Annotated in this window: 8 protein-coding genes; 4 read left to right on the forward strand and 4 right to left on the reverse strand. The window is 75.3% G+C overall.

Annotation, left to right across the window (positions count from 1 at the left end; translation table 11 throughout):
* The first annotated feature begins 96 nt into the window (after window positions 1–96).
* Entirely contained in the window at window positions 97–732 is a 636-nt protein-coding gene (locus AB8735_RS00795; RefSeq protein WP_372404314.1) for a hypothetical protein, read from the forward strand.
* On the opposite strand, the gene AB8735_RS00800 is transcribed toward AB8735_RS00795, so the two are convergent.
* Window positions 713–1,918, reverse strand: coding sequence for an acetyl-CoA carboxylase biotin carboxylase subunit family protein (locus tag AB8735_RS00800; protein ID WP_372404316.1), 1,206 nt, complete (start codon window positions 1,916–1,918; stop codon window positions 713–715). The two genes, AB8735_RS00795 and AB8735_RS00800, sit on opposite strands and share 20 nt — an antisense overlap.
* A 259-nt stretch (window positions 1,919–2,177) precedes the next feature.
* Here AB8735_RS00800 and AB8735_RS00805 point away from each other — a divergent pair, with 259 nt between their 5' ends.
* Both AB8735_RS00805 and AB8735_RS00810 read left to right on the forward strand, forming a co-directional pair.
* A complete protein-coding gene (locus AB8735_RS00805; protein ID WP_372411744.1) occupies window positions 2,178–2,801 on the forward strand; it encodes an ATP-binding cassette domain-containing protein in 624 nt (207 codons plus the stop codon).
* On the forward strand, window positions 2,798–3,580 hold the full coding sequence (locus AB8735_RS00810; protein WP_344029135.1) for an ABC transporter permease: 783 nt from the start codon (window positions 2,798–2,800) through the stop codon (window positions 3,578–3,580). The genes AB8735_RS00805 and AB8735_RS00810 overlap by 4 nt, the downstream gene beginning before the upstream one ends.
* A 31-nt stretch (window positions 3,581–3,611) precedes the next feature.
* Here AB8735_RS00810 and AB8735_RS00815 read toward each other — a convergent pair whose 3' ends face one another.
* The 3 genes from AB8735_RS00815 to AB8735_RS00825 all read right to left on the reverse strand — a co-directional run bounded on the left by AB8735_RS00815 (window position 3,612) and on the right by AB8735_RS00825 (window position 5,821).
* Entirely contained in the window at window positions 3,612–4,043 is a 432-nt protein-coding gene (locus AB8735_RS00815; protein WP_372404318.1) for a nuclear transport factor 2 family protein, read from the reverse strand.
* Window positions 4,044–4,149: 106 nt separating this feature from the next.
* A complete protein-coding gene (locus AB8735_RS00820) occupies window positions 4,150–5,016 on the reverse strand; it encodes an alpha/beta fold hydrolase (RefSeq protein ID WP_372404319.1) in 867 nt (288 codons plus the stop codon).
* Window positions 5,017–5,053: 37 nt separating this feature from the next.
* Window positions 5,054–5,821, reverse strand: a complete 768-nt coding sequence (locus AB8735_RS00825) for a thioesterase II family protein (protein ID WP_372404321.1) — start codon at window positions 5,819–5,821, stop codon at window positions 5,054–5,056.
* A gap of 190 nt (window positions 5,822–6,011) precedes the next feature.
* Here AB8735_RS00825 and AB8735_RS00830 point away from each other — a divergent pair, with 190 nt between their 5' ends.
* On the forward strand, window positions 6,012–13,484 hold the full coding sequence (locus tag AB8735_RS00830; protein WP_372404323.1) for an SDR family NAD(P)-dependent oxidoreductase: 7,473 nt from the start codon (window positions 6,012–6,014) through the stop codon (window positions 13,482–13,484).
* Window position 13,485: the final 1 nt, after the last annotated feature.

Below are 13,485 nucleotides of genomic sequence, written 5' to 3' on the forward strand. Positions count from 1 at the left end.
CAGACGGATGTTGGCCGGTACGCACGCTTGGCGGCGGTCCGCTCCCCGTACTGCAATGACGGCTGTGCCGCCGGGTGCCGCGAGGGGAGCCGCTCCGTGATCCACATGACCGAGACCCTGGCCGTCCAGACCGTCGAGGGATTCCTCACACCGGAGGAGACCGCCGAGGTCACCGGGCTCCTGGACGAGCACCTGGCCGTCACCGGCTGGGTCCCCGCGCGCCCGAGCGAGGGGACGCCGCCGCCCCGGTCCGTGCAGGACCTCCTCGACGGGGCCGTCCGGCGGGCGTTGCCCGTCCTGCGCCGGGCGTTCCCGTCGGCCGTGTCCGTCGATCCGTGGCTCTACCACGACCTCGGGCCCGGCGACCGGATCCGTCCGCATGTGCACGGCGTGGGCGACCCCGCGGCGCGCCCGCAGCGGATCGCGCGCGTGGCCTTCGACCTCCAGGAGGCGGAGGCGGGCGGCGAGTTCCATCTCGACACGTGCTCGGCCGACGCCCTGTGGAGCGAGGCCACGGCGCCTGCCGGTGGTGCATACGCGCCGGGCGCACGGTTCGTCCACGCGATCACCGCCCGCACCGGTCCGGTGCGCCTCGCCGACGTCCCGCACACGCGGTGGACGTGCAGTCCGCCGCCCGGCGTGCTCGTGGTCTACGGCACCCAGTTGGTCCATGGCGTCCTGCCGGTCGTCGAAGGGCGGGTGCGCAAGCTCATCACCAACCTCCTGGCGTGACCCGCAGAGCGGCGGCGCCACGGGCGAGTTGAACCACCGCCGCACGCGGGGAACCGAGCAGTGCGCCCGGGGGAAGCGACATCAGCCAGTCACGCGCCGCCCCCTCCCGCCCGGCGGGGACGCCGAGGACGGACCGGCGGAATCCGGTGGCCGCGGGGCCCGGGTTGGCCGGGCTCCCCGGAAACGGCAGCAGTTCCGTCCCGGGCGGCGGGGGCGGCAGCGCGGCGTCGTTCCGCACCGGGATTTCGAGTGCGGTCCGGCGGGCGGCGAGGGCCGCCTCGAAGGGGCGGCCCAGGACGGCCCGGGCGTGGGCGGCATGCGGGTCGAGGCCCGTGGCGGCCCAGCCCATGTTGGACACGCCGCCGAGCCGGCCGTTCAGCTCGATGATCCGGAGTCGCCCGTCGCCGGTGACGGCGAGGTCCATCTGCCAGGGGCCCCGGGGGCGGAACGTCCGCACGAGGTCGGCCACCATGGCGTCCAGCTCCCGCCGCGCCCCCGCGGGCAGGGCCGCGGGGGCCACCCGCACCCGCCGGCCGGGCGCGCACTCCTCGTCGAGCCGGCCCAGGGACGCCACCGGCCACGCCGTCGCGGAGCCGGGCCGGGAGAGGAACTCCACCGCGAACTCCTCGCCCGCCAGCGCTTCTTGGACCAGTACCGGGAAGACGGCCCCGGCGCACACCCGGTCCGCCTCCCCGCCGTCGCGCACATAGTGGCGTCCCGCGTGGAACTCGCTGCGCGCCTCCTTCACCAGCACGGGCGGCCCCAGCTCCCGGACGGCCCGGCGCACCGCTCCCGGCCCGTCGCACACCCGGCCCCGGGGAACGGGCCATCCCCGCTCCCCCGCGGTCCGGTGCAGGGCCACCTTGTCGCTGGCCAGCGTCGCGAAGCCCGGCGGGTGCACGGGCATCGCCCCGTGCCACCGGGCGGCGGCGGAGGCGTAGACGGGGAGGAACTGCTCCTGCCCCCGGCACCCCATGTTCGGCACGGCGACGTCCGCGCCGTACGCGTCGAGCAGCCGCAGCAGGCTCTGCTCCCCGAGCCTCCCGGGCAGCCGCCCGCACACCACGCCGTCCCCCAGGAACGCGCCGAGGTCCGCGAACCCCAGCACGACGACGTCCGCCCCGCCGGATCTCAGGGGCGGCACCACCCGGTCCGCCCGGAACTCGCCCAGAACCACCACCCGCATCGGCCCCACCCCTCGGATGCCCGACCGTGACATAGCGACGCACCACCCCATCGGACGACTGCCGGCAGAGGCCGCCGGGCCGGGCGTCGGTGATAAGTATGGGGCTCCCCACTGACACCGCCCCTGTGCCACCGCCCCGCTGCCACCGCCCCCAGTCATCGCCCTGCTTCTCCGGCGAGGAGACCGCGTGCCCGGACATCCCCCACCCGCGCTCGGACCCGTGCCCGACGGAGAGCCCGTCCCCGACGGCGAGTTCGTGCTGCGCGTCAGCGACGTCCACCGCGCGTACGGCCGGAACCGCGTGCTGCGCGGCGCCGGACTGGAGCTGCCGGCCGGGTGCCTGGCCGGGATCGTCGGCGAGAACGGGTCGGGGAAGTCCACGCTGCTCCGCGTCCTCGCCGGCCGGCTGCGGCCGGACCGCGGGACGGTCGAGTGCCCGGGACCCGTCGGGTACTGCCCCCAGGAGACGGTGCTCAACCCGGCCTTCACCGTGGACCAGCACCTGGAGCTGTTCCGGGTCGCCTACCGGCTCGCCGGTCCGGACAGGGCCCGCGAACTGCTGGACATGCTCCGTGTCACGGCGTACCGGCACCACCGCATCGGCACCCTCAGCGGCGGCACCCGGCAGAAGCTCAACCTCGTCCTCGCCCTCATGCACGATCCGCCGCTGCTGCTGCTCGACGAGCCGTACCAGGGCTTCGACTGGGAGGCCTACCAGCATTTCTGGGAGCTGGCCGGCGAACTGCGGAAGGCGGGCCGCTCGTTCCTCGTGGTCTCCCACATCGCCTACGACACCGGCCGCTTCGACCGGCTGTGGCGGCTGGAGGACGGGCGGCTGGTGCGGGACGAGCGCTCCGCCCCCGGCCCGGCCCCGGAGGGATGACCGTGCCCACGTCCTGGACGTACTTCTCGACCGCCGCCCGCTTCGCGCTGCTCGAGCACTCCCGCAACCGGCTGGCCCTCGTCCTGGTGGTGGTGTTCGTCCCGCTGTGGATCTCCCTGGGCCACGCGGTCGTCGACCGGACCGACGTACGCTTCCTGCTGCGGGCCGTGAACGGGACGGTCACCGCGCACGGCAACGACCTCAGCAACATCTCCGGCGCCCTGAACGCGGTGACGCTCATCGTCGGATTCATGATGTTCTCGGTCACGTTCAAGGCGGGGAGCTTCGACCAGCGGCTGGCGATGGCCGGTTATCCGCGCGGGCACCTCGTCACGGCGAAGTTCGTCGCGCTGGTGGTGGTCGCCGCCGTGACCTGCGTCTACGCGACGCTGTCCGTCTGTTTCTACTGGCCGCCGCGGCAACCGGTGCTGCTCGGACTCGCGCTGGGCAGCGGGGCTCTGACGTACGGCGGGTTCGGGGTGATGCTCGGGGCCGTGCTGCGCAGCGAGCTGGCGGGCACGCTGCTGATCATCATGACGAGCATCATCGACACGGGCCTGCAGAGCCCCATCGCCAACCCGGTCGCCGACAAGGCCCTGATCCGCTTCCTGCCGTCGTACGGTGCCATGCAGGTGGCCGCGACCGCCGGCTTCCGCGACTCCGTTCCCGTGCGCTACCTCTGCCTGGGACCGGTGTGGTTCCTCGGCGCGGTCCTCGTCGCCGCCCTCGCCTTCCAGCTCCACACCCGCGACCGGCGGTACGCCTTCCTCGGCCGGTGAGCGGAGCCGGGACCCCGCGGCACAACCGGCTTTACGGCAACTGGTCTCCCCAGCCGCCCTGGAGCATCGTCTGGAACGCCCATGTCGCACCCCGCCGGACGAGGACGTCCGCGTAGCGCAGCCGCTGCGTCTCCCCTCCCGCGGTCATGACCGAGTCGGTGAAGACGACGGCGATGGAGGGGCCGAGGAAGACCGGGGTGCGGGTGGACTCGAAGGCGATGTCCTCGTCGCCCTCCCCCATGATCCGGGTCATGGCCTCGACGAACCGGCCGCGGTCCCACTGGGCTCCGACGCCCTCCCCGTCCGGGCGGTCGCTCACGAGGTTGAGGGGGAAGACCGCGAGATCGGCCATCGCCTCTATGTCGCGTCGGCCGCTGGCCGCGTCGTAGGCGGCGAACCACGCGTGGATGCCGGCGACTTCCTCGGCCGTGGGGCGGTATCCGGTGTCGGGCAGAACGGTCATGGTCCTTCTTTCGTCGCTCCGGTCGGCAGTCGCTCCGGTCGGCAGGAACCGGACAGGGTCGAGCAGAGAAGAAGGTAAGCCGGAGCGGAGCAGTAGTCAAGTTTGATTAGTCGCGCATGGTCCGTCGCAGGATCGCTTCCGCGAAGCGTTCCGGGGCCTCCACCGGCACGAAGTGGCCCACGCCGTCGACCGGTTCGAGGACCACGTCCCGGAAGTGGTCGTCGAGCCGGTCCGACCAGGCCCGGGGGAACAGCGGGTCGTGCTCGGGCCACAGGACGGTCGTCGGGACGGGGATCCGGGCCTCGCGGGCCGGGGGTTTCTCGGTCAGGGACGCGGCGACCGCACCGGCGCCCGCGCGATACCAGGCGGTGGAGGCGGTGAAGGCGCCGGGAGCACCGTAGACGGAGACGAGGTGATCGAGGGCGGCCCGGGCGAGGGTGAACCGCGGCCCGGACCAATGGGACCAGAAGTGGTGCAGATAGGCGCGCATCGCCGTGGGGTTTCCGTCGAGCAACTGCCCGGCCAGCGGGAGCTGGTGGAACGGCTGGTACCAGAACTCCCGTTGGGCGGACGGAGCGAGGATGCGACCGCCGATACCGGGCAGCGGCGGTGAGACGACCAGCGCGCCCACGCGCTCCGGGTGGTCGCGGGCGACCGCCTGGGCGATGCGGCTGCCGATGTCGTAACCGGCCAGGACGGGGCGCTCCAGGCCCAGTTCGCCGATGAGCCCGAGGACGCCGCGCGCCTGGGCGGTGGCGCTGTACGGGCGGGCGTCATCAGGCGCATGCCGGTCGGACGCGCCGAATCCACGGAGGTCCGGGACGACGACCCGGCACGTCCCGGCCAGCAACGGGACGACATCGCGGTAGTCGGTCCGGTCGCCCGGCCAGCCGTGCAGCAGCACGACCGGCGCGCCGGCCCCGGTGTGGTCGTAGACGAGCCGGAATCCGTCCACTGCCGCGCTCCGGGGCATCGCCCTCTCCTCCCGACGGGAGACGTCGCCTTCAGGGTCAACCTACGCCGGACCGGGCGCCGGCGCGCAGGGCTCGGGTGATCGGCTCGATCGCCTGCCGGTCGGTGAGGCAGTGGTGTGCGACGGGGAGGGTGTGGTGGGTGAGGGGATGTCGGGCGGCCGACTGCCAGCGGTGGGCCGAGGCGGCGGGGACGACGGTGTCGTCGCGGCCGCTCCAGACGGTGACGGGGTATTCCAGCGGCCGGGGGCGGGGCCCGCAGTCGTAGGCGTCGATCAGGGCCAGGTCGGCGCGCACGGCGCGCAGCGCGTCGTGGCGCTGCTGTGCGCGCTCCTCGCGGGGCAGGGGGATGGCCAGGGTGCGGGCGAGGTCCGTCAGGGCGTCGTCGTCCATGGTCCGGGTGTTCAGGTCGAAGGCCGCGTACTCGGGCGGCGAGAAGGCCGCGCACGCGTGCAGGGCGAGGGCGGGCCGGCCGTGACGGGCGAGACGGCAGGCGGTCTCGTAGCCGATGACGGCGCCCATGCTGTGCCCGAGGATCAGCAGGGGCTCCGGGACATGGCGCACCACCCGGTGGGCCAGCGCGGCGGCGAGGCCGGCCGGTCCGGGCAGCGGGTCCGCAGTGCGGTCGCGGCCCGGGTACCGAGCGGTCAAGACCCGGAAGGCGGGGGCGAGATGACGGGTCCAGAGGGCGAAGTCGCCCGTGGTGCCGCCCACTCCGGGGAGCAGCAGCACGGCGGCGTCGGCCCCGGTCCACACCGGCTCCGGCGTCAGCTCCCACAACAGACCGTCGCCGAGCGGTCGCGCCATGCCCCTCCCCCAGCCGTCCGCCCGTCCTCATCTCCACTCTGCCGACCGGGAGTTCACCCGTGTTCAGCATGCCGCTCAACTTTCACTCTTTCGAGGGGATGCACGGGAGGATGTCCTTGCACACCTGTCCGACCGGGAAGGCTCCGGTCGATCCATTGATCATTCGGGGGCGATCGGTCGGGGGGCTGGTATGGATCATCGACGGGACGGCCGGGGAAGCCCGGACGGCCGGGGGGACGACGTGGCGGTCATCGGGATCGCCTGCCGTCTGCCGGGCGGCATCAGCGGTCTCGGCGACCTGTGGTCCGCGCTCGTCGAGGGGCGGGACCTGGTCACGGGCATGCCCGCCGAGCGGTTCGACGCCCGGGAGTTCACCGACGCCGACCCGCGCCGTCCGGGGCGCAGTCACTCGGCGGCGGCCGGGGTGCTCGACGACATCGCGGGGTTCGACGCGGAGTACTTCTCGGTCTCCCCGCGCGAGGCGGCCCGCATGGATCCTCAGCAGCGGCTCCTGCTGGAGCTCGCCGCCGAGGGGGTGGACGACGCCGGCATCGACCCGGCCCGGCTGGCCGGTTCCGGTACCGGGGTCTTCGTCGGGGTGTCCAATCACTCGTACGGCAACCTCCAGCTCAGCAGGCTGGAGACGGTGGACCGGCACACGATGACGGGGCTGGCGACGGGCAACACCGCGGGCCGGCTGTCCCACTTCCTCGATCTGCGCGGCCCGGCCCTCGCCGTGGACACCGCCTGTTCGTCCAGTCTGGTCGCCCTCCACCAGGCGTGCCGGTTCCTCGCCTCCGGCGGCGGGACGGCGCTGGCCGCCGGGGTCAACATCCTCGTGGGGCCCCATGAGTTCGTGGGCTTCGCCAAGGCGTCGATGCTCTCGCCGACGGGCCGCTGCCGCGCCTTCTCCGCGGCGGCCGACGGGTTCGTACGGGCCGAGGGCGGTGTGGTCCTCGTCCTCAAGCCCCTGGCCCGGGCGCTCGCGGACGGCGACCGCGTCCACGCGGTGATCGTGGCGACCGGGACCAACAGCGACGGCCGCACCCCCGGCCTGGCCCAGCCCAGCGCCCGCGCGCAGGCCGATCTGCTGCGGCAGGTGTACGGGCCGGCGGGCCCGGACGCCCGCGCCCTGGTGTACATGGAGGCGCACGGCACCGGGACGCCGGTGGGCGACCCCCTGGAGTGCGAGGCGGTCTCGACGGCGCTGGCCGGCCGGTGCTCGCCGCGACGGCCGCTCCCGATCGGGTCGGTGAAGACCAATCTCGGTCATCTGGAGTCCGCTTCGGGGCTGGCCGGTCTCCTCAAGGCCGTCCTCGTCCTGCGCCACCGTGTCATCCCGCCCTCCCTGCACGGCAGTCCGGTCAGTCCGGCCATCGACTTCGCGCGGCTGGGCCTGGTGCCCGTGCCCGAGCCCCTTCCCCTGGCCACGGCCTCGGGCGGGCTGGTGGGCGTCAACTCCTTCGGGTTCGGCGGTTCCAACGCCCATGCCGTCCTCGCTCCCGCCCCGGTCCTGCCCGCACCGCCGGATCCGCCCGGGGGCCCGCGGCCGGTCCTGGTCAGCGCGCGCACTCCCGCGGCCCTCGCCGAGGCGGTCACCGCGCTCGCCGACCGCCTGGACGCCCCGGGCACGGACGCCCGCGCCTTCCACGACATCGCCCACACCACCGTCGTACGGCGCGGACGCCACCCCTGCCGCACCGCCGTCCTCGCCCCCGACGCCCGTACCGCGGCCGTCCGGCTGCGCGCGGGCGCGGAGGCCGGGCCCGCCCCCGTCCTCGGAAACGGCGCGGTCGCCTTCGTGTACAGCGGCAACGGCTCCCAGTGGCCGGGCATGGGCCGCGGGATGCTGGGGACGTCGGACGTGTTCCGGAAGGCCGTCGAGGAGGTGGACACCGCCCTCTCGCCCCTGCTGGGCTGGTCCGTGCACGACGAGCTGGCCCACGGCGCGGACGCGTCGCGGCAGGCGCGGACGGAGGTCGCCCAGCCGCTGCTGTTCACCGTGCAGGTGGCGCTCGCCGCCGCCCTGGCGGCCTACGGGGTGCGCCCGGCCGGCGTGGCCGGGCACAGCGTCGGCGAGATCGCCGCCGCCCACGCCTGCGGGGCACTCGACCTGGCGTCGGCCGCCCAGGTCGTCGCCCACCGCAGCGGCGCCCAGGCCCGGACGGCGGGTTCGGGGCGGATGGCGGCCGTGGGGCTGTCGCCCGAGCAGGCGGGGAGGGAACTGCCCGCCTTCGGGGGCAGGTTGGAGCTGGCGGCCGTCAACAGCCCGTACGACGTGACGGTGGCGGGGGACGAGGCCGCTCTCGGCGGGCTGGCCCGCCTGCTGGCCGGGCGCGGTGTCTTCTTCCGGATGCTCGACCTCGACCACGCCTTCCACACCGCGCACATGGACCCCGTCGAGGCGGACCTCCGGGCCGGCCTGGCGGGGCTGCGCCCGCACCCGGGGCGGCTCGCGTTCGCCTCCTCCGTCAGCGGCGCCCTCCGGTCGGGAGAAGACCTGACGGCGGAGTACTGGTGGCACAACGTCCGCCGGCCCGTGCAACTGCCGGGCGCCGTCCGGGCACTGGCGGCCACGGGATGCGACGCCTTCGTGGAGATCGGCCCGCATCCGGTGCTCGCCCACTACCTGCGCCGCACGCTCGCCGGCGACGAGGAGAGGACCACGGAGAGGGGAACCACGGTCGTCCTGCCCACCCTCGCCCGCGACCAGGACGGCCCGGACGCGCTCGAACGGACCGTCGCCGCCCTGATCGCCGCCGGTGCCCGTACGGACGTCGGCGGTTTCTTCCCCGTGCCGGGCCGCGTCCGGTCCCTGCCCGCCTATCCCTGGCAGCGGGAGCGCCACTGGCACGGCTCCCCGCGGTGGTTCGGGCAGGGCTGCGGCGACGGCGGACACCACCACCCCCTCCTGGGCGAGCGCACGGCCCACGCCGAGCCGCTGTGGCAGCTCCGCGTCGACGCCACCCGGCATCGCTGGCTCGCCGACCACGTCGTCACCGGAGCCGTCGTCGTCCCCGCCGCCGCGTTCGCCGAGGCCGCCCTGGGCGCGGGCCGTCTCCACCACCGGGGCCCCGTCCAGCTGGAGGACTTCGCGGTCGACCGGGCCCTGACCCTGCCCTTCGACGACCCCGGCATGGACGTCCGCCTCCAGACCTCGCTCGACCCGGCCGACGGCACGGTACGCATCACCGGCCGCGACGGCACCGGCCCCTGGCGCCCGCACGCCCGAGGGGTGCTGCGACGGTTGCTGCGCGAGCGGCCCCCGGCCGTGGACGTCCCGGCGCTGCGCGCCCGTCTGACCGGGACGGTGGCCGCGACCGACGTCCATGCCTCCGCCGCCGCGGCCGGCATCGCCTACGGGCCCGCGTTCACCGTCCTCACCTGTCTGCACACCGGAGACGGGGAGGTGCTGGCGCGGTACGCGATCCCGGACGCGTGGGATCCGGCCGCGTCCGGGGAGTTCGTCCTGCATCCCGCGCTCCTCGACGGGGCGCTCCAGGCGGGCGCTCCCCTGCTGGACCACACCGGCGCGCCCGACGTTCCTTTTCTCCCGTCGGCCGTCGCGGCCCTGCGGGTGTGGGACCGGCCGCCGGACGAGGGCTGGGTGCAGGTACGCCTGCGCGAGGCCACGCCGCGCGAGGTGTGCTGGGACCTCCGGCTCCTGGACGACGAGGGCCGCGTGGTCGCCGAGGCCGACGCCTGCCGGCTGCGCCGCTTCGACGCCGCCCGTACCGTGCCGGGGCGGCTGACGACGGTGCTGCGCGCGGCGCCCGACGGCACCGCCGCCGGAGCGCCCGCACTGCCCGCCCCCGCCGACCTGGTCCGCGCGGTCCGGCGCACGGCGCGCGACACCTCCTGGGACGGCGGGCGGTACGCGGCGGCCGCCCGTCTCGGCGACCGGCTGAGCGCGCACTTCACCCTCCGGGCGCTCCGCACCCTGGAGCCGGGGGCCGCCGCGTACACGCCCGACAGTCTGATCGCGGCCGGGGCGCTCCCCGTCCACCGCCGGCTGCTGCGCGCCTCCCTCGGCCACGCCGAGCGGGCGGGGCTGCTGCGCCGCACCGACGACGGCTGGTCGCCGACGGCCCTCCCGGACCCGCGCGGCGTCCTGGAGCAGCTGATGCGGACCGTCCCGGAGTGCGCGACGGAAGCGGTGCTGCACACCTACTGCGGCGCCCTGCTGCCCGATGTGCTCCTCGGCCGCCGCGACCCCGTCGCCCTGCTCTTCAGGGAGAGCGACCGGCAGTGGGTGGAGAACTACTACTCCGCGACGTCCGTCTCCCGTCGTCTCAACGGGCTGGCCGCCCGCCTCGTCCGCGAGCTCGTCCGGCACTGGCCGTCCGACCGGCCGCTGCGCGTCCTGGAGGCCGGTGCCGGCACCGGCGGGCTGACCGCGGCACTGCTCGACGCGCTGCCGCCCGGACGCGTCCACTACACGTTCACCGATGTCTCCGAGGCGTTCTTCCCGCACGCCCGTGCCCGTTTCGCCGGCCACGACCACCTCGTCTTCCGGCCGTTGGACCTGGACCGGGAGCCCGAGGAGCAGGGGTTCGCCCCGGGCGCCTACGACCTCGTCGTGGCCGGGAACGTCCTGCACGCCACCACCCGGCTGCGGGAGACCCTCCGCCGGCTCGCCGGCCTGCTCGCCGGGGGCGGTCACCTGCTGGCCGTAGAAACCCACAACCTCGACCGGCTGTTGCCCTGTTTCGGTCCGCTGAAGAGCTTCTGGAGCACGGACGACCCCGAACTGCGCCCGGATTCCCCGCTGTTGTCCGCCGATCGATGGCGTGAGCTGCTCCTCGCCCACGGCTTCGACGGGACGGCCAGGATCGGCGCGGAGGGCGCCGACGACGACTACTCGGTGCTCGTCGCCCGCCGGGCGCCCATGACCGCTCCCGCGATCCGGGCGGCCCCCCATACACCGACCCTCCATGCGCCGGATTCCGCGCCGACTTCCTGGGTCATCGCCGCCGAGCGCCCGGACGACGCGCTCACCCGGACCCTCGCGGACGCCCTGCGCACGGCCGTCGACGTCCCGGTGACCGTCGTCCCGCCCGCCACCGACCCCGACCGGTGGGCCCCTCACCTGTCCTCCTGCCCGTCCCGGCCCGCCCTGGTACTCCTGTTCGCGCACGAGGGAGCGGACGAAGGAGCGGACCAGGACGACGGGGCGGTCCTCGCCCGCGCCGTCACCCGGACCGCGGTGCTGCGCGCGGTGGCCCGGGCCTGCGCACCGCTCCCCCGCGACGCCGACCCCCGGCTGTGGGTGGTCACCGGCCCGTCCGGGGCCGTCCCCACGGCGGGCGCCCCGCCGTCCCCGGCGGACTGCGTGCCCTGGGCGGTGTCCCGCAGTCTCGCCAACGAGCAACCGCGCCCCGCCGTCAGGAGGTTGGCATACTCCCCAGGGCCGTCCCCCGAGGACGACGCCCGGCGGCTGGCGCGCGAGCTGCTGGCCCCGACGGCGGAGGACGAGGTCGTCCTCGCGCCCGGCGGGCGCTTCGTGCCGCGGCTGCGGGAGCTGCCCGCCGCCACCGCCCCCGCCGCCGGGCGTGCCCACCGGCTGCGTCTGCGCCGCCACGGTCCGGGCTTCGGGCTGGACTGGGTGCCCGTCCCCGCCCCGGCCGCCCTCGGCCCGGGCGAGGTGCTCGTCGAGGTCCGGGCGGCCGGGCTCAACTACCGTGACGTCCTGCTGGCCACCGGCTCCCTGCCGGCGGGTGCCGAGCCCTCCGCGTACGGTCCGGGCCTGGAGTGCGCGGGCGTGGTCGCGGCCGTCGGCGAGGGGGTGTCCCTGGCCGTGGGCGAGCGGGTCTTCGCCTGTGTGCCCGGCGCCCTGGCCTCGCACGTCGTGGTCCCCGCCGCGTCCGCCGGCCGCGTGCCGGAGCATCTGACGTTCGCCGAGGCGGCCACCCTCCCCGTCGCCTTCTTCACGGTGCACCACTCCCTGGAGCACCTGGCCCGGCTCACGGCCGGAGAGACCCTCCTGGTGCACGGCGCGGCCGGCGGGGTGGGGCTCGCCGCCCTGCAGTACGCGCGCCACGCCGGGGCCCGGGTCGTCGCGACCGCGGGGAGCCCGGCCAAGCGCACCCTGCTGGAACAGCTGGGCGCCGACCACGTCCTGGACTCCCGCACCCTCGGCTTCGCCGACCGGGTGCTGGAGCTGACCGGGGGCGAAGGCGTCGACGTCGTCCTCAACTCCCTGGCGGGCGAGGCCATCGCCCGCAATCTCGACGTCCTGCGGCCCGGCGGGCGTTGTGTGGAGCTCGGCAAGCGCGACATCCACACCGGCGGCCGGCTGGCCCTGCGGGCCTTCCGCAACAATCTGTCGTTCCACGCGGTGGACGCCCTCCAGATGATGGACCGGCAGCGGACCCTGTCGGCACGCCACGTCGCGGAGCTCGCCCGCCGCGTCCACCAGGGCGTCTACCGGCCGCTGTTGCACCACCTCTACCCCGCCGACGAGGTCATGGAGGCGTTCGCCCTCCTGCGCCGGTCCCATCATGTGGGCAAGGTCGTCGTCACCCTCGACCCGGCCCCGCGCCTCACCGAGCCCCCGCGGCGCCTCGTCTGCGATCCCGACGCCACCTATCTGGTCACCGGCGGCCTCACCGGCCTGGGTGCCGCGGTCGCCGGGTTCCTCGCCGACCGGGGAGCCCGCCACCTCGCGCTGGTGTCCCGGCGCGGCGCCGCGACCCCGGGCGCGGACGGCCTGCTGTCCGGGCTGGCGCGCAGGGGCGCGACCGCCACGGCGTACGCCGCGGATGTGGCCGACCCCGTCGCACTGACCGCCGTCCTCGACGACATGGCCGCCCGGGGCCGTCCCCTGCGCGGCGTCGTGCACTCGGCGATGGCCGTGGAGGACGCCCTGCTGACGGAGCTGGACGACCGGGCCGTCGAGGCGGTCCTCGCGCCGAAGCTGCGCGGGACCATGCTCCTCGACCGGCTCACCCGCCGCGGCGATCCGGACTTCTTCGTCGTCCACTCGTCCGTCTCGGCCACCGTCGGCCACCGGGCGCAGGCCGCGTACGCCGCCGGCAACCTCGCCATGGAGGGCATCGTCCGGGCCCGCCGGGCGGCGGGTCTGCCCGGGCTGGCGGTCGGCTGGGGGCTCGTCGGCGAGACCGGGTCCGCCTCCGCGGAGGAGGTCGGCCGGGTGCTGGAGCGCATGGGGCTCGCGCCGATGCGCACCGACGGGATCCTCGCCGCCCTGGAGGAGTTGCTGACCCGACCGGACGGCGCTCCCGGCGGGGACGAGGACGCCGGCGCCGTCCTCGTCGGCCATTTCGACTTCCGCCGTCTGTCCACGATCCTTCCGGGCCTGCGCACGCCGCGCTTCTCCGCGGTCCTGCCTCCCGAAGTCCCCGGCGGCAGCCCGGGATCCGGGCCGCGCATCCCCCGGGCCGACGCCGTCCGGGACCTCGGAAGGGCCGAACTCGCCGATCTGCTGGTCGCGCTCGTCGCCCGCATCACCCACCGGGCCCCCGGGCGCGTCGACCGGACGCGCGGCCTGGACACGCTCGGGCTCGACTCTCTCATGGCCACCGAACTCGTCGTGGCGCTCCAGGGCGAACTGGGCTGCGAGGTCCCCGCCCTGGAGGTCATCAACGCCGACAGCATCGACAGCCTCGCCGCCCGCATCCTGTCACTCCTGGACCCCCGTTGAG

This window comes from Streptomyces luteireticuli, from assembly GCF_041519305.1.
Lineage (GTDB): Bacteria > Actinomycetota > Actinomycetes > Streptomycetales > Streptomycetaceae > Streptomyces > Streptomyces luteireticuli.

Coding starts and splice junctions, on each gene's coding strand:
- AB8735_RS00800 (WP_372404316.1), bottom strand. CDS start 1,918: ATGCGGGTGGTGGTTCTGGGCGAGTTCCGGGCGGACCGGGTGGTGCCG.
- AB8735_RS00810 (WP_344029135.1), top strand. CDS start 2,798: ATGACCGTGCCCACGTCCTGGACGTACTTCTCGACCGCCGCCCGCTTC.
- AB8735_RS00830 (WP_372404323.1), top strand. CDS start 6,012: ATGGATCATCGACGGGACGGCCGGGGAAGCCCGGACGGCCGGGGGGAC.
- AB8735_RS00820 (WP_372404319.1), bottom strand. CDS start 5,016: ATGCCCCGGAGCGCGGCAGTGGACGGATTCCGGCTCGTCTACGACCAC.
- AB8735_RS00825 (WP_372404321.1), bottom strand. CDS start 5,821: ATGGCGCGACCGCTCGGCGACGGTCTGTTGTGGGAGCTGACGCCGGAG.
- AB8735_RS00815 (WP_372404318.1), bottom strand. CDS start 4,043: ATGACCGTTCTGCCCGACACCGGATACCGCCCCACGGCCGAGGAAGTC.